Annotated in this window: 17 protein-coding genes; 7 read left to right on the top strand and 10 right to left on the bottom strand. The window is 49.0% G+C overall.

Annotated elements, in window-relative coordinates:
• Positions 1-52 precede the first annotated feature (52 nt).
• The 3 genes from Pan161_RS22380 to Pan161_RS22370 form a co-directional block, all read right to left on the bottom strand.
• Positions 53-1327 carry a leucine-rich repeat domain-containing protein gene (locus tag Pan161_RS22380; RefSeq protein ID WP_145230983.1) on the bottom strand — a complete coding sequence of 425 codons (1275 nt, stop codon included), beginning with the start codon at positions 1325-1327 and terminating at the stop codon, positions 53-55.
• Between the two features lie 312 nt (positions 1328-1639).
• On the bottom strand, positions 1640-1969 hold the full coding sequence (locus Pan161_RS22375) for a hypothetical protein (RefSeq protein ID WP_145230982.1): 330 nt from the start codon (positions 1967-1969) through the stop codon (positions 1640-1642).
• 58 nt (positions 1970-2027) lie between these two features.
• Entirely contained in the window at positions 2028-2333 is a 306-nt protein-coding gene (locus tag Pan161_RS22370) for a hypothetical protein (protein ID WP_145230981.1), read from the bottom strand.
• 192 nt (positions 2334-2525) lie between these two features.
• Here Pan161_RS22370 and Pan161_RS30705 point away from each other — a divergent pair, with 192 nt between their 5' ends.
• Entirely contained in the window at positions 2526-3374 is an 849-nt protein-coding gene (locus Pan161_RS30705) for a nucleoside deaminase (RefSeq protein ID WP_197995469.1), read from the top strand.
• A 168-nt stretch (positions 3375-3542) separates the two neighbouring features.
• On the opposite strand, the gene Pan161_RS22360 is transcribed toward Pan161_RS30705, so the two are convergent.
• Together Pan161_RS22360 and Pan161_RS22355 are read right to left on the bottom strand one after the other, a co-directional pair.
• A complete protein-coding gene (locus Pan161_RS22360) occupies positions 3543-4259 on the bottom strand; it encodes a DUF1559 family PulG-like putative transporter (RefSeq protein WP_145230980.1) in 717 nt (238 codons plus the stop codon).
• Entirely contained in the window at positions 4256-4510 is a 255-nt protein-coding gene (locus tag Pan161_RS22355) for a hypothetical protein (protein ID WP_145230979.1), read from the bottom strand. Before Pan161_RS22355 ends, Pan161_RS22360 begins: the two co-directional genes overlap by 4 nt.
• Positions 4511-4688: 178 nt before the next feature.
• Between Pan161_RS22355 and Pan161_RS22350 the strand changes: the two genes are divergently transcribed.
• Both Pan161_RS22350 and Pan161_RS22345 read left to right on the top strand, forming a co-directional pair.
• Positions 4689-5237, top strand: a complete 549-nt coding sequence (locus Pan161_RS22350; protein WP_145230978.1) for a hypothetical protein — start codon at positions 4689-4691, stop codon at positions 5235-5237.
• Positions 5238-5302: 65 nt separating this feature from the next.
• A complete protein-coding gene (locus Pan161_RS22345; protein ID WP_145230977.1) occupies positions 5303-5572 on the top strand; it encodes a hypothetical protein in 270 nt (89 codons plus the stop codon).
• A 107-nt stretch (positions 5573-5679) separates the two neighbouring features.
• Here Pan161_RS22345 and Pan161_RS22340 read toward each other — a convergent pair whose 3' ends face one another.
• On the bottom strand, positions 5680-7509 hold the full coding sequence (locus tag Pan161_RS22340) for a DUF3300 domain-containing protein (RefSeq protein ID WP_197995468.1): 1830 nt from the start codon (positions 7507-7509) through the stop codon (positions 5680-5682).
• A 668-nt stretch (positions 7510-8177) separates the two neighbouring features.
• Between Pan161_RS22340 and Pan161_RS22335 the strand changes: the two genes are divergently transcribed.
• The 3 genes from Pan161_RS22335 to Pan161_RS22325 all read left to right on the top strand — a co-directional run bounded on the left by Pan161_RS22335 (position 8178) and on the right by Pan161_RS22325 (position 13374).
• Positions 8178-9632, top strand: coding sequence for a DUF1501 domain-containing protein (locus Pan161_RS22335; protein WP_145230975.1), 1455 nt, complete (start codon positions 8178-8180; stop codon positions 9630-9632).
• Positions 9629-11581: a DUF1549 and DUF1553 domain-containing protein gene (locus Pan161_RS22330; RefSeq protein ID WP_145230974.1), complete on the top strand. Its 1953-nt coding sequence runs from the start codon at positions 9629-9631 to the stop codon at positions 11579-11581. The genes Pan161_RS22335 and Pan161_RS22330 overlap by 4 nt, the downstream gene beginning before the upstream one ends.
• Before the next feature lie 137 nt (positions 11582-11718).
• Positions 11719-13374: a LamG domain-containing protein gene (locus tag Pan161_RS22325; protein ID WP_145230973.1), complete on the top strand. Its 1656-nt coding sequence runs from the start codon at positions 11719-11721 to the stop codon at positions 13372-13374.
• An 83-nt stretch (positions 13375-13457) separates the two neighbouring features.
• Here the strand turns inward: Pan161_RS22325 and Pan161_RS22320 are convergent, their stop codons facing one another.
• The 4 genes from Pan161_RS22320 to Pan161_RS22305 form a co-directional block, all read right to left on the bottom strand.
• Complete coding sequence (locus Pan161_RS22320; RefSeq protein ID WP_145230972.1) at positions 13458-14786, bottom strand: hypothetical protein; 1329 nt, start codon at positions 14784-14786, stop codon at positions 13458-13460.
• Positions 14783-16492, bottom strand: coding sequence for an ABC transporter permease (locus tag Pan161_RS22315; RefSeq protein WP_145230971.1), 1710 nt, complete (start codon positions 16490-16492; stop codon positions 14783-14785). The genes Pan161_RS22320 and Pan161_RS22315 overlap by 4 nt, the downstream gene beginning before the upstream one ends.
• Before the next feature lie 110 nt (positions 16493-16602).
• The gene (locus tag Pan161_RS22310; protein ID WP_145230970.1) at positions 16603-17508 is read right to left on the bottom strand and encodes an ABC transporter ATP-binding protein; all 906 of its coding nucleotides are present in this window, start codon (positions 17506-17508) and stop codon (positions 16603-16605) included.
• Positions 17509-18006: 498 nt separating this feature from the next.
• Positions 18007-18903, bottom strand: coding sequence for a DUF58 domain-containing protein (locus Pan161_RS22305; RefSeq protein WP_145230969.1), 897 nt, complete (start codon positions 18901-18903; stop codon positions 18007-18009).
• Between the two features lie 563 nt (positions 18904-19466).
• Here Pan161_RS22305 and Pan161_RS22300 point away from each other — a divergent pair.
• On the top strand, positions 19467-21092 hold the full coding sequence (locus Pan161_RS22300; protein ID WP_145230968.1) for a hypothetical protein: 1626 nt from the start codon (positions 19467-19469) through the stop codon (positions 21090-21092).
• Positions 21093-21531 lie beyond the last annotated feature (439 nt).

Below are 21531 nucleotides of genomic sequence, written 5' to 3'. Positions count from 1 at the left end.
TTTGGACCGAGTATCATAGATTGAGAGACGCTATGGTTATATGTGATGCGCTCTAGCTATTCTCTTTTTCATTTTTTCGAACGCTCAAGATGCGTGATCTTTCCATTTTGAGATACTTTTGATAAGTCAGATCTGTATCGTCTTCCCAGTCGAACGAAGTCCAGATTAAGGAATCATGATCTCGATAGATTTGTAGAAACTCTGGTCCAGACAGATTAGTGCCTTTGAGCGTCAGACCAATTAGGTTTGCTGGCCACTGTTTTGATGCCGAAAACGCGTTGCTGGAAATCTGGCATCGGTCGAGATAAAGTCCTTTGACGTTAAGGCATCCCTGAAGCAGTGCCTGAACGCCGCTGTCAGTAATGGGGGTCTGATTTAGATTTAAGGATATCAAACTGTCAATTTTCGCAACCTGAAGGCATACTTCGTCTCCCACGTTCGTTCTGCTGAGATTCAATCGCTGTATTGCTTTCATGTTCTTCAGGTAAGGTGCCGCCCGGTCGTCTACTGGTGTCTTTCTGAGTATGAGTTCTTTTAAGTTAATTTTTGAAAGCTGTTTACATACTTCCGCTCCGACCTTTGTTCTACCAAGATCCAGTCGTTGAAGCGTTTTCAGTCTATTCAGGTAGGGACCCGCCTGATCGTCCACCCGTGTTCCTTCAAGGATAAGCTCATCTAAACTTGAAAGATTTGCGAGAGATTGCAGGTCTGATGAACGAATGTTGGAGTTGAGCAGATTAAGCTTTTCAAGTTGTTCCAGGGCTGCCAATTGCTGGTACGTTTCAGGACTGAGTTCACAATTGTGGAGAGTCAGTTTCCACAATTCCGTGCAGTTCTGCAACCAGATGACCTTGCTGTCTGGTAACTGAAGATCATAAATGGCAAGCGTTCCAAGTTCTTTGATCTTTGATAAAGCCTCGATTCCTGAATCCGTCAATTCAGAACCGTTCAGACTTACATATCCTAACTTTGGCATTTGACCCAAAGCGATTACATCCTGGTCAGTGAAGACGGCACCTTCGATATCCACACTTCTAATTGAGGGTGCCAGTTTTTTTAGATCCTCAATAAACTCAGATGCCCTGCGAGAGTCAGAAGAATTGATCTGGGAAATGCTGAGCGCTTCTGTGTCAAATACATATTCCAGTTTGAAGGTTGACTCCCGGATGGGATGAAAGCGATAGATTTCCTGAATATATAATCCTTGGGAACGCAGCCGTTGTTTGGCGAATTCGATCTTCTGTTTTTCCGAGTACATTATGAGCCAGAGTACATAGGCGGTTAATACTGGAATTAGAAGCCACTTGCCTATACGCGAGAATTGCATATCAATCTTCCCCCGTCAATCTGAATCGGGTACTTTTAGACTGTGTCCCGTTTTACTGTAGTGTCTCCCGAGGCTATTGGGCCGAGCATCATAGTACGCGAGATGCGATGCTAAAATGCGATTAGATCTAGATAGAGTATATCAGGTAGGGGAAATATGTATATATGCGAATTCAAAATAATCCACGGGTCGATATTTTTAAACCGGTGTGAAGCTCCGTCATTGAATCGCGAACAGCATGCGATCACGATAATATCATCCCGTTCGGAGTCGTAGATGCTGGCGGAAATCCCACAACTTAAGTTTCCTGAATCAGCGCTCTCCTGTTAACCAGGGGAGCGAATATTCCATCTGCTGTGAAACAATACGTTGCTTGTCGCTTTTGACTTGCACTTTCCCGCCGACTGGCTGCACATTGTATTCCGGGCCTTCTTTCCGCTGAAAATTCAGTTCTTTTGTTTTGCAGACTAAATGGCCGATTCGAATTTCCAGTTGAGGCCCCTCGGCTGGCTGAATCGAACGTAGAATGACTTGCGTTGGGTCAACTTTGGGGTTGGCAGCCTGGTTGTTTTCAGATGAGGAGAACACAATCAGTCCTGCCAGAATGAGAACAAGGTAAAACGTGACTTTTGAATGAAACATGACCTGACTCCTTCCGAGTTCATGGTTTGCCTTCAGATTTTTCGACTCTTCCAGATATTTATGTTGTAAAAGGAATGACTTGCTGCTGCCCGTTGAAGCAGATGGTGCCCTGTGTTTTTTCAAACTGCACAATGATCAGATAATCGGACGGGGTCCAATTGCGTGAGAGATGCTGACTTGCCTGCATGTCTTTTAACAGTCCGACGACATAATCTTCCAGTATCAGTCGAAAACGTAAGCGGTCTGCACCTGATATTTCCTGTTCCACAATAGCTGGCAGCCTGTCTAAGGCTTTCTGCAGCAGTCGAATAAAAGCTTTCTCAGACGGACTGCTGACTTCGAATGTGTGCAGTGGGAATTTCATGTCGTTGTAACTTTGTGATCAAACTGTAATGAACTTAACCGGGATAATCGCCATATTAGGAGCGCTTGCCCTGAATCTCGATGTTCCTCGACTTGAAAACAAGGGCCTGGTCTGTTTGTGAGGTACTTTTTCCTGGATCCCCGTCGGTTTCAATGATAACAAATGTAATAGACTGGCAAGAAGTAAATTATTATGACTCAATTAATGACAACCATTTCGCTTGGCGCAGCAATCGTAATCACGGCCTTCTTCTGGGTCGCGGATGAATCCGGTTCCCCGGTGACTGTCGCGCCTCAGTCGAAATCGTACATTGAGTTGATTAATGAAACAGATTACGAGGGTGTTCCCCCGCTGGCCAAACCGGGTCAATTGACGTCGGTGGCAAAAAACGCTTGCCCACATTGTTCCACCGACAAAGCTGCAAAACGTCAACAATATCCTTGCCAACTACATAACATTAAGCAGCATGACAAATACAAGGGGATCGAGGTAGAAAGCAATCGCTGGATTCGCATGGCCTGTGATGAAGCGCATCAATCTGTCAAAGCGGGAGACGGGCCATTTGGAGCTGTCATCGTTCAAGTCGATGATGAAACTAATCACGTGATCCGCTACTGGCGGTGTCGCAATCAGGTGACCAGGCATGTCGATCCGACTGCACACGCCGAAGTGACTGCGGTTCGTAACGTTGCCAGGGAGTTAGGAGTGTTCAACCTGGGACAGATCCGCCGTGATGATACTCGGCTCAAGTTGCCTCAGCCGGGGCTCACATCGCATTGTGAAATTTACAGCAGCTGCGAGCCATGCCCGATGTGCTATGCTGCGATTCGTTGGGCACGCATTGACACAATCGTTTTTTCAGCAACACGTTTTGATGCAGCTGAACCTGGCGTTGATTTTTCTGACCTGGATCTCTATCAGGAACTGGCAACGCCTTATCGGGAACGTGAGCGTAATGGGTTCCGAGTATTTCAGGCGACAACTGATAATTCACTGGACGCATTTAATCTCTGGAAAAATACTGATAAGGTCGCTTATTGAGAATAGAAATCACGCAGGCCCACAAAGTTCACCTGGAATGCAACACTATCCAGGATAGAGGCTCTCGTTCTAAATCGCGCGGTTCACATTCTCCAGCAAACTCTTTAATAAAACGAAGAACAGACTACTCCCTGAATCGTTCTCTTCATTTCGCTGGTGACAGCGTGTTTACTTTGCATCAGTACGCTGTAGTTTTTTCCATAAGTTGCCTCCTTGCAGTTCTTTGGGAGAAAGCCACTCGATATGTCTATCGGCAAATAATGCCAGGGGGCCATAGTCGTCAAATAAATCCTGTCTGCTCCACGCCAGTAATTCATCCAGCGTGATATCCGTTGGAGTATTCCAGCTCGGGGTATTCCCTGGGATTTCAATGAGTAAGATGTGATGCTCGCGATCAATTTCGTCGGGCAACTTGCGACATTGAGATGAATCACTCCAGAAAGTTGAATCATCAACGACCGCTACCAGCTTTGATCTTCGTCGCGTCCCTGTTTGAGGCGGCCAGTCGAGTTGATATAGATCTCTGTTCTTCGCAGCGAGTTCTTGATTATGAGGGCTGTTCCAGGGTTCATCAAAATGATAATCCAGTTGGCGGTTTTTGAGATGGCGGGCAGACTTCAAGTAAGGCAGCAGCAAAGCCCGCCAACTGTGTAGTGCGACACCCTGCTCATTCTTCACCACCGGGGGAGGCAGACAACCATAGTCTGCTTGATACTGGTGGAGTGCCAGTCCAATCTGTTTCATCTGACTGCGAAAGAATTCGCGGCGGGCACTGGTTCTGCCCTGTTGTACTTCGGGAAACAACAGAATTGCAAGAATCGCGCTGATCATCAGGATGACCAGAATCTCAATCGTGCTGATCGCGTTGTTTTTCAAGATTTTCATGATGAATTCACAGAGATACTTTCCGTTTTTTTCCAGGCGCGAAAACAGATCAGTACAGCAAGGACAGAGAGACTAATCATGGTCCAGTAAAAAAAAGAGGACATATTTCCCAATCCGAATACCGCATAGCCATAGACGCCGTAATGTTTCTGCGAGGCGTTTCCCACTATCTGGTAGCGGGGCGTTGAGGAAACCAGCAGTAAGATCGTAAAGGCTAACCAGAAGTTAGTTGCGATAAAGTAGCGGAGCATGTTTCTTTATTTGCCTTGTGAAAAGATGGTATGAAATCGGTTTCTTCTCAACTTCATTCTAAACGAAATATCCTGATGAGTAAAAGAAAATATATTCTTTCGAGACGGACACGCTACACTGGATAACGAATTATCGATAGTTAACCCGTTATTAACCTGTCTCCTGGAACAAATACAAATGCAGGAACCGCAGCCCGTTTATCGCAGTACCTGGGTCCATCTGGCAGCCGCTGCGATCTGCAGCATTTTCATCGTAACTTTCTTTAATCTGGCACTGAGGCCACAGGGCTTCGAGGGCTGGTCGCTCGGTGCCGTCCTGGGATTTTCAAGCTTTGTCTTTTTATTCGTTCTTCCTGTTGGGATCTGGGCGATCTGTCTGGCGCTGACAAAAGAGCCGTTGCTGGTCGTTGGCTCTGATTTTCTCGAGTTGTATTCCTATTTCTTTCCAAAGAAGAAGCTGCTCAGAATCGAAGCGGCAGAGATTCTGAATGTGGATACGAATGCCAGTAAAAATAATGAGCGCACGGACCTGATCTTTTTTCTGACAGACGAAGCATACGAACGATTCAGTCCATTGAAGATATGGCGGCGCAGGGACCCCAAAATCAAAGCCGTCTTCTGGTCATTTACAAATACTCAACTCAGTCAGGTTCAAGCCGTCGAACTGATCAGGAATCAGTTATCACTTTCCTCACAGTCGCCTGAAGATCCTTACGAGCCAGCATAAATATCATAAGAAGAGTGGCGTTTCGCATCGCTCTTAAAGTAAATGCCTGGTACGGGAAGAAAAGAATGAACTCAGATTATTACCTGTATCTGGTTTTTGCCGTCTACATTCTGATATCGACAGTGGGGGGAGTGCTGGCGATTTACATGAGTTGTCGAAAAGACTTCGCGAAAAAAACTCACACGAAATATCAGCCACAAAGCCACTGGCTGACTCAAGTACATCGACTGCTGACCTTTGTTGCAGGACTGATCCTGATTGGCATGGCGATTTATGCCTTATGCAAGGCAGAAGAGATTGAAGAAATAATAAAACAATTTCGCAAAGTTCACTGACGACAGGAATGAAATTTACCGTATTTTGTACATGATAAAAAACAGGCCTCATTCGATTACGAAAAGAGGCCTGTTTGAATGTGTTATTCTTAAGAATTGCAGCGAGTTTATCTCCGCCCGCCTCGTCCGCCACCGGAGCGTCCTGAAGAGCCACGACTGCTGCTGCCCCGTGAGGAACTGCCACGCGAGTAACCGGAACTGCCTCGCGAATAGGAAGGCGATTTGCTTCCTGAAAAGGTGGACACGCCGTTCGAGTAATGCGAGCGGTACTGTGAACCGGTTGAAGGTCGTTGTTGTGTTGAAGAACGTCTGCCGGCTTGAGAATTTGCTGAACCCTGGGACGAACGATTCATCTGCTGGTTGAGCTGTCCCCAGTTTTTCTGCATGCTTTGCAGGCCGGAAGAAATCTGCTGACTCGATGATTGACTGTAACGGGAATTTGAGGCAGTCGCCTGGCGGCTGGAACGGTATGAACCTTTCTGGCTGCTGCTGCGGGCGGCCTGCTGGCTGCCTGTGGACTGTCGACTGCTGGCCGAAGAAGAGCTCTGCCCGACCTGACCATCGCCGAGTGTTCCCGTTGTGGAACCATTTTGTGTGGTGACAGTTGAAGTAACCTGCCCATTCCCGGCTGTTGTATCGACCGAGGCAGAGCCTTTGCTGGAATCGACGGTGGTGGATCCGTTGTAGGTCCCGTTCCCATTTCCGGTCACCGTGCCGGAACTGTTGTGCTGCACATCAGCATAACCCCTGGTTCCTTGTACGGAAGTGGAGGACGAACGAACGCCGCTGACAGAACCGTCGGCGTTCTGGTTCACACTGCCGTTGGTGTTTCTGCTGCCATAGGCGTTAACGCCGGTATTCGTCGCGACAGAGCCACTCGCCTGGGTGTTGTAGTTGGCTCCGGTCTGTGTCTGTTGAACAGAACCGGTGACCTGTCCTGCGCCGGCCGCCGAGAGTCCATTGGATGTGTTGACGGTTCCGCCGCCGGCTGCGCCGAAGTAAGTCGTATCGCCGGCGGTCGTCGTACCGGCAATACCGGCTCCCGTCGCAGTGGCCGAATTCCCCTGGGGACCTGTGAGCGTCGTGGTTGCTGCGCCCGCACCGACAGTGGTAGCGCCATTCTGGTAGACAACGCTGCCTCCCTGTGTGGCTCCGGTCACCGTATTTCCGTTGGGACCCGTGTAAGTTGTTGCGCTGCTGCCTGTGGATGCTGTTGTGTGGCCGTAGGGACCCGTGGTGGTGGTTTGCGTCGCAGCGCCATTTACGTTTTCACCATGATAGGTGGTCGTCGTTGTCGTCTGATGCGGATACGCGTATGCGGTGTAGAGTTCGGAAACGGTCGCAGGAACGAAGTATCGACCGGCGACATAACCGGCGGCGGCCACGTATGCGGCCTGGCCTGTCAGCGGAACGCCACTGTCATCCACAAACTGTTCGGGCTGCTGCTGCAGAGCCGCGTCGACTTCGGCGCGGAGTTTGTCAATGGCCCGCCACACGTCATCGGGCTGGGACTGGTAAGCCCGTCCCAGTAAGGTGGTGGTGGCAATGTTGTCACTCAGTTGTGCCAGAATTTCGGGATACTGTTTCAGCTTGTCGACATTCGGGTCGACTGCTTTGTTGAACTGCTGCACGCGTTTTGCAAAGCGACCGCCGCCAATACGAACGACCGGTTTGTCAGAAGCCTGGCGGATTGCCAGTGGATGTTGCGATGCTTCCAGAATCGTTTCGACCAGGTCATCAGGATAGAAGGCAATTCCGGTGACCAGGCTTTCCAATGCCCGCGGCGATAAGTTTTTCTGTGTCAGTTTCTGTGGCAGCTTCTGTTGCATGATGCTACCAGGCTGCTGTGCATTGCTGATGCCTGGTTGCAGAATGAAACAGGCTCCGACTGTGAGGACGATGAATCCTTTCAAATAGTTCTGTGAAGTAGCAGTCATTGATCTCCCCATCTTTTTTCTGAGATTGTGAAAACGGTCTCTCGTGATTCACATCTTGCCTTTTCTGAAGTTTCTCGACCTGGTATTGCGCTGGTCACTATTCATATAGCTTAGTTTTGATGAGTCGTCGGAAATGCTTTTTAGAAAAAACAAAATATCCGGGAACTCCTCTTTTCTGACAGTGCAATGGACCGGGAAACGATGTTCGCAGGCAACATGTTGTCAAAAAGAAACATCGCATGGCCTCATTCAAAACCATGTAGTTAACCCCGCGGGAAACATACTCAAGCTGTAGAAGTGTGGTTTCAGAAAGCAGAAAAAATGAACGAGAAAAAATGAATCACTGGAATATAAATCAGAAAAAAATTCGGAACGAATCAGTAGTGTCAGGGTTTGATTAATATCATCAAAGAAACTGCGCTAGAGACATAATATTTCTGTGTTGCTCTTCGCTGCATTTCTGCTGCTTGAATAATTTCGCACCATTCAAAAACTCTTTCTGAATGCGGCAGATTGAATTCTTATCTTCGATGACCATCCAGACTCCTGGGACGCATTTCTGTCAATTTCAGACAAATCAAAAAACGTTGATGAATTCAGTCGAGCTGACTACCTGTCCCTGATATATTAAGGTCATTCCGAATAAGACTTCAGGGAGAGAATGCAACATGCAGGCGAATCGATCCAACCACGATACGATTTTGGGTAACTGGGGGGACGGTCTGTTCAATCGCCGCGAAATGCTGCAGACTGCTGGTGGCGGAATTGGAATGATGGCCCTCAATTCGCTATTGAATGCAGATAAAGTTGCTCACGCAGCTTCTGACTCCTTAACGCCGAAAACGCCTGATTTTCAACCGCGCGCCAAACGCATGATCTGGCTGTTTATGCACGGCGGTCCAAGTCACGTGGATCTGTGGGATCCTAAACCTGATCTGGTCAAGTACTCCGGGAAACCGTTGCCTGACAGTTTTGGCGAAGTCATGACGCGGCGCAAGGTCGCAAAAAATCCACTGCTCGCGCCGATCAAACCGTTTCGCAAACGGGGGGAATCGGGACTCGAAGTCAGTGATTTTCTCCCGCATACCGGTGCACTGGTTGACGATCTGTGTGTCGTCCGTTCGCTGCATGGTGACAGCGTGAATCATCCACAGTCAGTCTATCAGATGAATACCGGCAGCACTTTGATGGGGCACCCGAGTGTGGGCAGCTGGGTTGCCTATGGTCTGGGGTCTGAGAATGCAGACATGCCGGCGTTTGTGGTGATGCCTGACCCTGGAGGCGGCATCAAAGGCGGTCCTCCCGCGTGGGGCAGTGGCTATCTGCCCGCGACATTTCAGGGAACCACGATGCGCGCCGGAGAGACGCCGATCTTGAACTTAAAACCACCTGCATCAATTTCATCAAAACAGCAACGGGCGACTCTGGATCTGATTCAATCCATGAACCGCCGCCATCTGGAAGCGCGCGACCGGGATGACGAACTGGCGGCGCGGATTTCTGCCTACGAGCTTGCGTTCCGTATGCAGACTGCCGCTCCGGAAATTGTGGATCTCACCCAGGAGACACAGGACACGCATACGATGTATGGGCTCAATGATCCAAAGACGCGGGACTTTGGAGAGCGTTGTCTGCTCGCGCGGCGGATGATCGAACGGGGCGTACGCTTCGTGCAACTCTATTCTGGCGATACGGTCGGCTGGGATGCACATAGCGATGTGACTAAAAATCATACCGCCTATTGTAAAAAAACCGATCAGCCTGTTGCTGCTCTGCTGAAAGACCTCAAACAGCGGGGGCTGCTGGAAGACACGCTGGTGGTCTGGTGTGGTGAATTTGGTCGTATGCCGATGAGTGAGCAGGGCAGGGGCCGCGATCACAACCCGTGGGGGTATTCCGGCTGGCTGGCGGGAGCCGGGATTACCGGGGGACGATCTTACGGAGCCACCGATGCCATTGGTCTGCGTGCGGTAGAGGACAAAGTACACGTCAATGAATTTCATGCCTCACTGCTGCATCTGATGGGGCTGGATCATGAATCACTGACCTATTTTCATAACGGTCTGGATGAACGTCTGACAGGACCTGCCGAAGTGAAGATTGTGAAAGGACTGCTCACATGAATTCACTTAATTTCAAATTCCTGGTCGTATCACTTTCTCTGATGTTCACACTCTGTTCGTCTTTGGTGAACGCAGAGGAAGGAAAGAAACTTTCTGAGGAGCCCATCACCGCAGCGGACCGGGAGCACTGGTCGTTTCAGCCGATTCAACGACCAGCATTGCCTGTCGTTAAGAATACGAAATGGTCGCGCACTCCCATTGATCAATTCATTCTGGCTGAACTGGAGTCAGCAGAATTGCAACCCGCGGCAGAGGCAAGTCGCACTACGTTGATTCGCCGACTTTATTTTGATGTGACCGGACTGCCGCCTTTACCTCAAGACGTGGATGCGTTTCTGGCAGATGACAGTCCTGATGCTTACGGAAAGCTCGTGGATCGCCTGCTGTCTTCGAAGCATTATGGAGAACGCTGGTCTCAACACTGGTTGGATCTGGCCCGCTTTGCGGAGACCGATGGTTACGAACATGATAAGGTCCGCCCCGATGCCTGGAAGTATCGAGACTGGGTCATCAAAGCGTTGAATGAGGATATGCCTTACGATCAGTTTGTCCGCTGGCAACTGGCGGGAGATGTGATCGCGCCTGAGAATCCGGAGGCGAAAATTGCGACCGCCTTCTGTCTGTCCGGTCCCGATATGCCTGATATCAATTCCCAGGAAGAACGCAAGCATACGCTGCTGAATGAAATAACATCCACCGTCGGCTCTGCCTTCATGGCGCTGCAGATGGGATGTGCCCAGTGTCATGATCATAAATACGATCCGATCAGTACCATTGATTTCTATCGGATGCGCGCCTTTTTTGAGCCCGCAGTCAAACCGGTCAAAAACAGATCGGTCACCATGCTGGCTTCCCTCGGAAAACCGGTGGCACCCAGTCGCGTGATGATTCGCGGTGACTGGCGGCAACCGGGTCCACGCGTGCAACCTGCTTTTTTACGAGTCGCAAATCTGCAGGAACAGGCTGTTGACGCCGATGACTCACGGCAGCAGCGGCGCGAATTTGCCCATTGGCTGACTCAGAAAGAGCATCCGTTGACCTCGCGAGTGATTGTGAATCGTATCTGGCAGCATCATTTTGGGCGAGGCCTGTCTGCCACTCCCAGCGATTTTGGTGTGATGGGCGATCTGCCGACACATCCGGAACTGCTGGACTGGCTGGCTGACGAACTGGTGTCGTCTGGCTGGAAAATGAAATCACTGCATCGTCTGATTCTGACCTCAAGCGTGTATCGACAGGCGGGGCAGTCTGACGGTACTCAGGCATCAGCGGTCGCCTGGAAACGTTCTCTCAAGGAAGACCCGGATGTTGCATTGTTATCCCGTTTTCCGCGTCAGCGGCTGGATGCGGAAGTGATTCGTGATGCGATGCTGTCAGTCAGCGGTAAGCTCTCAGAAAAAACTGGAGGCCGCGGCGTGATGCCACCACTGCCACGCGAGTTACGAGCGACTTTGCTTAAAGATCAGTGGAAGACCAGCGCAAACGTCGAAGATCATTCACGGCGGAGTATTTATGTCTTCGCCCGACGGAATTTGCGGTATCCGTTATTTGATGTGTTTGACCGTCCGGATGCGAATACGAGTTGTTCCCGTCGCGGCAACTCGACGACGGCACCTCAGTCGCTGTTGATGTTGAACTCGGAGAGTTCCCTGAAGTGTGCGCAGGAACTGGCAGGACTGATTTGGGATCAGGTTGGAGAAAATAAGGGACAACAGATAATGTTGATGTTTCGCCGTGCCCTGGGACGCACGCCGACTGAAAAGGAATTGCTTGAGCTCACACAATTTTTAAGTACACAGCAGGAATTGCTGGCGAATGAAAAACGTACCGGCGATCAGTTACTGTTGCCGCTCGGGGAGACTGCGGTTCAAAATCTTTATGCCGGTGCCGCTTTAACGGATCTGTGCCTGGCGATTTTCAATACCAGTGAATTCCTGTACGTGGATTAATCGCTTACAACAGGCATACCGCTGCGGCTTCACTCTGATTAAACGGAATGTTTTTTTTAAACGTCGAATTTGTTAGATTTGTTAAGAATGGATCTGTGTAGAGTCTGTTCTCTTAGTCTGTAATAAGAAGGTGAAAGATGATGATACGACCTGGAATTTATTTGCTGATGATTATGCTCGGAAGTATGACGTGGTTTGATTGCACGACTCTGAAAGCAGAGGACGCTGCTTTGCTGGGTGACTGGCGGTTGCAGGGGGACTCAAAGGACCGGAGTTCATTGCAGCTGAAAACGGTCAATCAGGGGGTTAAGTTGAAAGCAGATCAGCCGGCAGTATTTGATGGAAGAAAAGCATTTCTGGAAGTACCACACACCGAGGCGTTATCGCTGGGGACCGGGGAGTTTTCGGTTTCGCTGACCGTGCATACCAGTGCAGAACTGGATGATGTGCTGGGAACATTACTCAGTAAATACGATCGGCGGACGCGGCGTGGATTTCAGTTGAGCATCAAGAATCATGCAGGCGTCACCAGCAGTCAGTCGAATGATCGGCATCTGCAGTTTGGAATCGACAATGGCAAAATCGATGCAGAGTGGACCGATCATGGTCAACTGGGGAATGCCGTCCTGATTTACAGCATGGCAGTTTTCGACGGGAATCTGTTTGCCGGAACCTGTGTGCCCGGTGAATCTGCTGCCGGTCGCGTGTATCGCTTTGATAAAGAACAAAAATGGATCGACTGTGGTGCGCCCGATTTGTGCAATGCGGTTTCTTCACTGGCGGTTTACCAGGGAAAGTTGTACGCGGGGACGGGCAAGTATCGGTTGAAAGGTTCATCGCTTTCGGAGTCAGATAATCCACATCTGGGAGGCAATGTTTATCGGTATGAGGGAGACGGCAAGTGGGAACACTGCGGCAAGCTGCCTGATGTAGAAGCGATTAACGGCATGGTCGTTTATCGAGGGAAACTGTATGCCTCCTCCATGTATAAACCGGCTGCCTTTTACCGTTACGACGGTGATCAAAAATGGACGTCGTGCGGAGTGCCTGACGGGAAACGTGTCGAATCGCTGGCCGTTTATAACGGCGACCTGTATGCCTCGGGTTATGATGAAGGAGCCGTCTATCGCTTTGACGGAACGAACTGGTCCCCTGCCGGTAAGGTGGGAGAGTCGACACAGACCTATGGCTTCACCGTTTACGAGGGAGACTTGTATGTGAGTGAGTGGCCGCACGCAGAGGTGTACCGTTACGCGGGGAAGAATCTGTGGAACCTGGCGGGGCGGCTGGGTGAGGAGAAAGAGAGTATGCCACTGGCTGTTTATAACGGGGCCATGTATTCCGGCTCATTACCTCTGGCCGAAGTCTATCGTTATAACGGCGGAGTCGACTGGACAAATACAGGGCGGCTCGATTTGACTCCGGATGTGAGGTATCGACGCGTGTGGTCGATGGCGGTATTTCAAGGGAGACTGTTTGCAGGAACCTTACCGGCAGGACGTGTGCATTCCATCGAAGCCGGGAAGAACGTGACGTATGACACGGCGCTCAAGCCGGGCTGGCGGCAGATTGTCGCGGTGAAAGAAACAAATCGACTCAAGCTGTATGTTGATGGTAAGCTGGTTGCGACCTCTACTGAGTTTAATCCGGCAGAGTATGATTTAACTAACTCAGAACCATTAAAGATCGGCTTTGGTGCGCATGATTACTTTAATGGGAAAATGAAGGACGTCAAACTCTATCGACGTGCCTTGTCCGCGGATGAGGTTCAGAAAGCGTTTACTGCGGACTGATCAGAATCACGACGGTGACAAAAAAAGAGCCATCTGAAATCATCAGATGGCTCTTGTCGTTTCTCTCATTCACAGGAAGGCGTTTACTGAATTCCGTGAGTACGACGCAGTTCGTTTTCAAGTTCCGGAACCCGCCCCTGTTCTTTCAGCCACAATTGTTTGAGTGAGAAACTGGCGGGCACCTGCAGTCCTTTGAGCTCATGGATGTAACGCCAGAGAATTACTGCCTTGAGTCCTTCTTCAATAGCCAGGTCTTCTGACAACAGGCTGGGATACTGATTCAGAACGGATTGATACAAAGCCATTCCTTGTTCCAGTTTCTCTTTCGCTTCATCCAATTTATAGTCAAATATGAGTTTCTCACCCTCATACAGTAACTTGTGAGCCTTGATCGTATCAGGTTGAGATTCTGATAGTGCCCGCGTCCGCCAGAAGCGATAGTTGGAGGTATCCTGGTAGCGACCAGTCCAATTACGCACATCTTGTTCGGTGATGGATTCATCTCGAGCCGCCAGAGCTTTGATATCATCATCAGTCCATTCCAGTACGATCGGACCTTTGGGCGTGATGAACTCTTCACGGCCGTAAATCTCGGTCCATTCATCGAAACCCTGTTTCCAGGCATCGGTGCGCTGTTTGCCGAAGACACCTTCGCGCTGCATGGCGTTTGCGTAGTCGAATTGAGCATGCCAGGGAGAGCCCCGAAACAGCATTCGCATCTGCAGGTGTTGTTTATGTTTGAGTTCTTTGTCGTTGGCGATCAGGAAATGTTCTTTGGCCACCTGGTAATTATCGAGGCGTTCCGGGTTAATTTCCGGATCCGGGCCCCCTTTGTAGAGAGCTGTATTGGGGTCCACTTTATAGAAACGCCGGAACTGACGCCATTCATCCGAGCGCCCCACTTTCTGACCATGCAGGTTGCCGACTTTCCAGTCCAGTTCCGGAAATCGCTCGTTACGGGTAACGCCTTCATTCAGGAATTTAATGCCCTGTTTGACCCAGAAATAGCGGTCTTCAACAGCATCCCACTCAGCAGAAACGTTATAGGCCAGATTCCAGCCCTGGAAATCCCAGACTTTCATGTAGTGAGGCTGGAGCAGGGTAATGGAATGAACGGTCGAATCGAGCTTCCCCCATTCCTTTTTCTTCTGATATTCATTGGCATCAATCCAGAGCATGTTGGTCGCAATGCCACGCAGTCCCAGCAGGACGAAGTTCAAGGAGGCACTCGAGGGATCAACGTCACCCAGGGTGCTTTCCCCCAGTTCATGTTTGACACGCAACTGAGCCAGCTTACCACCAGAACCTTCTTCACCCGTGGAAGGCATGCCCAGCCAGATCACAGGGATCAGCAGGACAATAATGGCAATCACGTATGCCAGCTTACGATGTTTGGAAGAGAGGTTGTTCATTTCGCCTCCAATTCGCGAAGTTTCAAGCTATAGAATGAAACAATTAAACAAGGAAGAATATAAGCCGCAGTCGTAACGATACCAGGCAGCAGGGCGGCACTCCAGGAAATATCAAAACCTTTGATGACGTATTCACGCATGTTGGAGAAGATTCCAAAGTTGGGGATTACCTGTTGGCAGAGCCAGAGGAAGTTGATGATACCGGCATCGACCACTCCGATTATTCCCTTTACGGGACCAGGGGGTAATTCTGTTTGAGAATTCATGTGAGTAATCAGCCGATACCAGGCTTCAATCGCTCCTGATGCTTCCATTTTGCCGCTTAATATTTCATTCATGTACTCTTTTGACATGAATCCAACCAGAACGACAGTTAACGTGGTGAGAATGGCGACGGGGCCTTTCACGAAGCAACTGATGGTCACGCCGAGCATGATGACCAGCACCATAGGCATCCAGATTCCGAATACTGCTTTTGAGTAGCCTACGTAAAACGGACGGTCGGGCGTACGGATGAAGAGATCGGAACGGGCCATTCCGAGTAATTGACCTGCTTCCTGACAGTGAACTTCGACTGTCAGGTTTCCTTCTTTATCAACCAGCTCATCAAAAATATCTACTTCCACATCTTCTGAGCCATCGTATTTTTTCTGTAAAATTTTACGGTTGAAAACCATCCTGTTGTCAGAATATTCTTTATTCACAAATGCCGGGGATTCCACACGCAAACCGGTGTCTTCATTCACGAAGGTAAGCTGGAAAAGAATTCCTCCCATTTCCATATTTCCCTTATGGGTTCGAAATGCTTCGAATGACGACTGCAGAACCAGATCGCCTTTGATCGCATCACTTTCGTCGACTCCTTTGAACTTATAGATGGCGCTGGCTTTCGTAGCTCCTTCAATATAGCTGCGGTGCATCCAGACGTCGCCGACATTAATCCCCAATTTTGTGGGGGCTCCTTCACGATCAGTGAAAGAGATCTCGCCGTATAAGGGGACTTTGGAAACCAGGAGAGAGTCTTCTAGTTCCAATTTCTTTTCTTCTTCCGTCTTATCATCTGACGAGTTCTCTTCTGATTCCAACTGCTCAACTGCAGATGGCATCGGCTGATATTTTACTATGTCCGGGACCTGACGATTGATCCAGATATATCCGACAGTCCCCATCACCAGCAGAATGACAGTTCCCAGCAGAGTAAAGCCCAGCATCCGTCCGAGCACAATTTCGATACGGTGGACAGGTTTGGTTACCACGGTATGAATGGTTCGCAAACGAATGTCTTCGGGTAAAGACCAGCAGGACAGCAGCAGCATGATGGGGATGACGAGCCAGCTGATGGCTTTCAGAACGAAGTCGATATAGGACTGTACCTGCAGGTCAGGTCTATCTGCCGTTCCAGAGAGGAACCAGCCGGCAAACATGAACAGGACTGCGAAGACAATGAAGACATATAGGATTTTCTGACGGAGTGACTCGCGAATGGTGAGTACACTCAGCGACCAGATGCGCCGACAGGAAAGGTGAATCATCTGGACAAAGAAATCGCCGATTGCCAGAAAGACGTCGGCAACCCCTTTGGTACCCCGGGTGATCACCCCCACAATCAGACAGACAATCAACGCGAGCAGCATGGCGCTTCCGAATACACTCAGAAAATGTATGAAAGCTCCAAACGTGTCATAAGGAATCGGATCAAAAGACATAATGATTTACTTCTGTGAATAACATCTCAGCGGAAATGATGTCTGCTAAATAACGCAGCAGAGCCAGAGTCAATGATCGTGAGTAGCATCATGCTCAAAATGCATCCTGCTTACTCGGCTGTTTTTTTCTCTTCCGTTTCGGGAACGAAACGTTGACCGGGCCGGTCTTTACTTTCCTGTACCGTTTTCAGGAACAGAGATTCCAGCGTCGCCGTAGGATGGTCAATCGTATCAACCGTTCCATGGTGTTTGGCGACGACCTGTTCAATTTCTTTGATGGCTTCATCGCTCAGTTTCGATGTCAGGATTTGTGTTTCTTCCTGTTCTTTAAGGAGGTCATCCACGCGTCCCATCACCTTGAGTTCGCCGCCGTACAGAATCGCAATGCGGTCACAGACGTCTTGAACATCTGCCAGCAGGTGGCTGCACATCAGAACGGTTTTCCCCTGTTCCTTGAGCTCCACAATCATGCGCTTCATATCGTCTGTTCCCAGCGGGTCGAGACCACTGGTTGGTTCGTCCAGCATGACCAGGTCGGGATTGTTGATCAACGCCTGAGCCAGACCAATACGCCGGGTCATCCCCTTGGAGTATTCTTTCAACTGGCGTCGCTTGGCGTGACCCAGGCCGACTTTTTCAATCAGTTCAGCTGATCTCTCGCGGCGTTCCTTGGCCGACATCTTGAAGAGACGTCCATAGAAATCGAGAGTTTCTTCCGCATTCAGGAAGCGGTACAGATAGGATTCTTCAGGCAGGTATCCAATGCGTTCGTTCTTTTCCACATTGGAAGCAGGCTGGCCGAGGACTTTAATTTCCCCTTCCGAAGGGAAAAGCAGGCCCAGGAGTAGTTTCAATGTGGTGGTTTTACCAGAGCCATTCGGGCCCAAAAGACCAAAGATCTCTCCCTTTTTAACTTCCAGGCTTAATGAATTGAGTGCACGAACTTTTTTGCGGCCCCAGAAATCACGGTAGATCTTTGTCAGATTGCTAATCTGAATGACTGACTCATTGTCCATTGGCGGTTCTCAGCTCCACTATTGTAGTTAGATTATGACCAGTATAAGAACGGTTTCTCAGTCCTAAAAAAGAACTAACAAAAACTAACGCTAGAAAATCTGCGGGTTTACTACGATTTGTATTTGAGCTCCGTTGGTAAAAATTTCAATTTCCTGACGAGGAAATGAAAAAACAGAGCAGTCAGCAGATCAATGCGTGGCCAGCATCCATGACAGGGGCCAGAAGCTCAGGAATCCATTCGAAAACAATGATCCAAAGTGAATAACACTCTAAAATTGCGGAGCAGCTCTTGCAAGCTATTAGAGCGGCATACTGGGTTAAGATTTCAAGAACGTGGTCACTGCAACCTGTATACGACTACGAATCCGTATAACTTAACCTCAACCAGGGGTGGGGGCGGTTACAAATGACAACGCTTTGTGTTCATGCGAATAGATGAATGGTCTACCTCGGGGCGGGAAGGACATCTGGAAGTAGAGTGAGCAACACAATTCTATTCAGAAACGGGCTTTGCGCTGGGAGAGATATTCGATCAGAGCTTTGTCGAAGGGCATGCTGGTATCGAGGGGGACATAATCAACGCCCATGGCGCGCAGTTTTTCCTGATAGGTCTGTCGGAGTTCATTCACGGCTTCCAGATAGTCGGCTTTCATACCTTCCGCGTCGAGAACCAGAGAGTCGCCTCCTTCAGGCTCTTTCAGGTCGACCATGCCTTCAAAGGGAAAATAGACTTCTGCTTCATCCAGAATATGAAACAGGATGACATCATGACCTGCATATCTCAATCTCTGCAGATTGTCGAGAACACTTTTCTGATCAGTGAGCAGGTCTGAAAAAATCATCAACAGGCTGCGGTGTTTGACCATGGAAGCAATCTGCTGAATATTCTGTCCGATTTCGGTAGTTCCGCTCGGGTGTGAATTGGCCAGCATTGCCAGAATATTACCCAGCTGGCCCCGTTTACTGCGGGCGGGCAGAAAATTTTTAATCCGGTCTCCAAATGTGATCAGGCCGACCGGATCCTGTTGATGGATCATCATATAAGCCAGCGAGGCTGCCAGGCAGATCCCATAATCAAACTTGGAAAGCTGCTGGCGATAGGTATAAGCCATGCTCTCAGAAAGGTCGAGAATCAGATATCCGGTCAGATTGGTTTCGGCCTGATATTTCTTGATGTAGAACCGATCCGTTTTGGCATAGACCTGCCAGTCAATATCACGTGGGTCATCTCCCTGTGAATAGCGACGATGTTCGCTGAATTCGACGCTGAAACCATGATACGGGCTGGCATGCAGGCCACTCAGAAATCCTTCGACGATGAATTTGGCTCTCAGATCCAGCCGCGCCACCGTCTGAATGACTTCCGGTTTGAGGTATTGTTCCGCATTTGGCATGGGGGGCGATCTCAGGCAGATGAGGGTTACAAAGAAGAATTGTTATCTGGTAGTGACGTGTTGCTGGCTGATCCGGCGTTTGAGTTGACACTGAATCGATTAATTGTGTTACAGGAATTAGTTAGGTCAATTATATATACTCTTGAACATACTATTCGAATTGGTTATGGTAATTAATCAATCTGATAACTGGAAACAGGATCTTCATCTTGATTTCGGGATGGAATAAACTAGGTTTATGATATCCGTTCTTAATATGACAGCGACCCTTATTTTCGAAAAGGGGTGGTCTGGAGGCCGGTAATACATAATATTGCTAAAAGCGGAAAACATTACTGCAATTAGCCTGTGGCTCTGTTAACCTGTAGTATGGGCTTCTTTCTAAGCTCTAACATCAGATTTACTATACTTTCTCATTATCATTTTTCCAGACCTGCAATGTGCTTCTGATAAATCTTAATCTCTGCGAATACTGATCATAATTCATTTGCTGAAGCACTAAACATTTTATACGTTTTCTAATCTCACTTTCTCGTCATTATTTATCCAAACAGGGATTTATTATGTCAAATGGCATAACTCCGGATGAGCAGAATAATAATCCTTCGGAAATACCGTGTCCGCTGTGTAATGAAATGGTTCGTACAGGACTGGTCCGATGTTGGAATTGTGGTTCCTTCATGCGGGAAGACATAGCAGAAGCCTATCGGAAAATGCAGGAGAATCCAGCTCCTATGATCTTCAGCCCGTTGCCTGAAGAAACGGAGCATTCGGAAGAGCAGGAGTTCCCAAGTACAACAGCGACGATGACGGGTTATTCCAACTCGGATGACGACGACTTCGAACTGGATCAAAGTATTGCGGTCACCGAATATGAAGCCAGTGATGATGATTTCCAACTGAACGACGATACGGATTCCAGCCAGGATCAGCAAACGACAATTCCGCTGGCGCGTGAAGAATCCGAGGTAGAAGCCAGGCAGCATGCAGACTCGGATGTGGAATCAGAGGCACCTGCCTCAGAAGACAAAGCGAAACAGATCGATAAAGCTCCTGCAGAAGATCATTCTGTAGCAACCGGGGGTGATGTACTGTTCAACGTTGCCCTGGAAGAAGAAAAAGAAGAGAAAAAACGACGTAAAGGGGGCGGACGTCGTCGACGGCGCAGAGGTGGCAAAGTCGAAGGTGGTATCGTTGTATATTGCCCGAACGGTCATCGCATTCGAGTTCGTGAAGAATATCGAGGTGCTGCAGGAAAATGTCCGGCGTGCAATGTCATGTATCTGGTCCCCCAGACGGTTCCCAGTGAGCAGGAAGCAGAACAGACAGCAACGGCAGATGCCCAGACGGAAGCAGAGAGTTCTGAAGGCTTCAATGCGGGGGCCTACACGCATTGGCTCGAAGGAATCAAACTGCATGCGATTGACCCGACCAAGCTGAAATTGAAACCGAACAGTCTGGAAAAGACGTTTACGAACGTCGATCTGGCGATTTCTCCGGAAAAGATGCTGGTTCTGGTTGTAGCTAAAGCCGGTCTACTCGGCAGTGGATCCAAAGACAAACTGGAGAAAGCCAGAGCAGAAATCGCAGCTCATCTTCGCGAAGAGAAAGATGAAGCGGAAATTCCGGCAGTCAGCGTGCAAACGGTCACAGCCGAACAGATTTCCAAGCTGCGTGTGGTCTTTCCGACGATGTACGATCATGAATCCGTGTTTGCGGGAGTTCCTGTGTTTGGTAAAGGTCGCATTGCGATCGCCTTGCCGAAACAGCAGGATTCAAAGGAAAATCAGTATCTGACATTCTCTTTGAGCGAATATCGCAAACTGACTGAAGCGCTTTCAGAATTCTTTGGCATCGATCAACTGGGACAGGATTCAGGAATTCCGCTGACGGATCAGATGCAACAGGTGACCTGCCATTACAGCGAGGAATCGTTCGAAGTTCTGGATAATGAAAATCTGGAATTTTACGAAGCAGATCCCGAAATCGAACTGACTCTGGCAGGCAGACAATGCCAGGGATGTCAGTTGATTGTCAGTGAAGATTCCCGCAAGAAAGAGCGAATTGGGGGGAAGGCCGGTAAGGCGATTGCCAAAACCAAATGCCCGAAATGCAATGAAAAATTCGGCAACATCTCACTCTATCAGCTCGTGAAAACAGAAGTTCCTGCAGAAGCTGTCGCCGAATAGCGGCCACGAACAGCGTTTCCTCAATCGTGAAAACAGACGACGGCTGCGCTCTTAGCGGGAAATTTGTTGCGCAATGATTGCAGAGTATGAGTTGACAGCTATAATATGTTTAATTCATATAAACCAACTGTCTAGCCTTGTCTGCATGCATCAGATAACAGACACGGAGAATTCCGATTAAGCAAGTGACAAAAGCGTGGTTTGGTTTATGCTTTTATAGTCACCTGAAGGGTTAGGTGTTTCTGTAACATTATACAATTTTTGAGCTTAAGAGACGATCAGAGTTGGAAATCGTGAAAGGGAAATTCTTGACCGACTCAATCTATGGAGTAGAATTAAGTAAGCAAAGCTGAGCAGGGAAGCACTCTTGTGACATGTTTGTATGTTCACTTTCCATTGTTTGACGGAAAAGTGACATCAGGGGCCGCTTTTTGAACTG

The organism is Gimesia algae (assembly GCF_007746795.1).
In the GTDB taxonomy this organism is placed as follows: domain Bacteria; phylum Planctomycetota; class Planctomycetia; order Planctomycetales; family Planctomycetaceae; genus Gimesia; species Gimesia algae.
This window is presented reverse-complemented; position numbering and strand designations above follow the sequence as displayed.

Bases quoted from the DNA above. Each gene is read 5' to 3' on its own strand.
- Pan161_RS22380 (WP_145230983.1), bottom strand. From the start codon at position 1,327: ATGCAATTCTCGCGTATAGGCAAGTGGCTTCTAATTCCAGTATTAACC.
- Pan161_RS22345 (WP_145230977.1), top strand. From the start codon at position 5,303: ATGAACTCAGATTATTACCTGTATCTGGTTTTTGCCGTCTACATTCTG.
- Pan161_RS22335 (WP_145230975.1), top strand. From the start codon at position 8,178: ATGCAGGCGAATCGATCCAACCACGATACGATTTTGGGTAACTGGGGG.
- Pan161_RS22375 (WP_145230982.1), bottom strand. From the start codon at position 1,969: ATGTTTCATTCAAAAGTCACGTTTTACCTTGTTCTCATTCTGGCAGGA.
- Pan161_RS22320 (WP_145230972.1), bottom strand. From the start codon at position 14,786: ATGAACAACCTCTCTTCCAAACATCGTAAGCTGGCATACGTGATTGCC.
- Pan161_RS30705 (WP_197995469.1), top strand. From the start codon at position 2,526: ATGACTCAATTAATGACAACCATTTCGCTTGGCGCAGCAATCGTAATC.
- Pan161_RS22330 (WP_145230974.1), top strand. From the start codon at position 9,629: ATGAATTCACTTAATTTCAAATTCCTGGTCGTATCACTTTCTCTGATG.
- Pan161_RS22325 (WP_145230973.1), top strand. From the start codon at position 11,719: ATGATGATACGACCTGGAATTTATTTGCTGATGATTATGCTCGGAAGT.
- Pan161_RS22315 (WP_145230971.1), bottom strand. From the start codon at position 16,492: ATGTCTTTTGATCCGATTCCTTATGACACGTTTGGAGCTTTCATACAT.
- Pan161_RS22340 (WP_197995468.1), bottom strand. From the start codon at position 7,509: ATGACTGCTACTTCACAGAACTATTTGAAAGGATTCATCGTCCTCACA.
- Pan161_RS22360 (WP_145230980.1), bottom strand. From the start codon at position 4,259: ATGAAAATCTTGAAAAACAACGCGATCAGCACGATTGAGATTCTGGTC.
- Pan161_RS22370 (WP_145230981.1), bottom strand. From the start codon at position 2,333: ATGAAATTCCCACTGCACACATTCGAAGTCAGCAGTCCGTCTGAGAAA.
- Pan161_RS22300 (WP_145230968.1), top strand. From the start codon at position 19,467: ATGTCAAATGGCATAACTCCGGATGAGCAGAATAATAATCCTTCGGAA.
- Pan161_RS22350 (WP_145230978.1), top strand. From the start codon at position 4,689: ATGCAGGAACCGCAGCCCGTTTATCGCAGTACCTGGGTCCATCTGGCA.
- Pan161_RS22310 (WP_145230970.1), bottom strand. From the start codon at position 17,508: ATGGACAATGAGTCAGTCATTCAGATTAGCAATCTGACAAAGATCTAC.
- Pan161_RS22305 (WP_145230969.1), bottom strand. From the start codon at position 18,903: ATGCCAAATGCGGAACAATACCTCAAACCGGAAGTCATTCAGACGGTG.
- Pan161_RS22355 (WP_145230979.1), bottom strand. From the start codon at position 4,510: ATGCTCCGCTACTTTATCGCAACTAACTTCTGGTTAGCCTTTACGATC.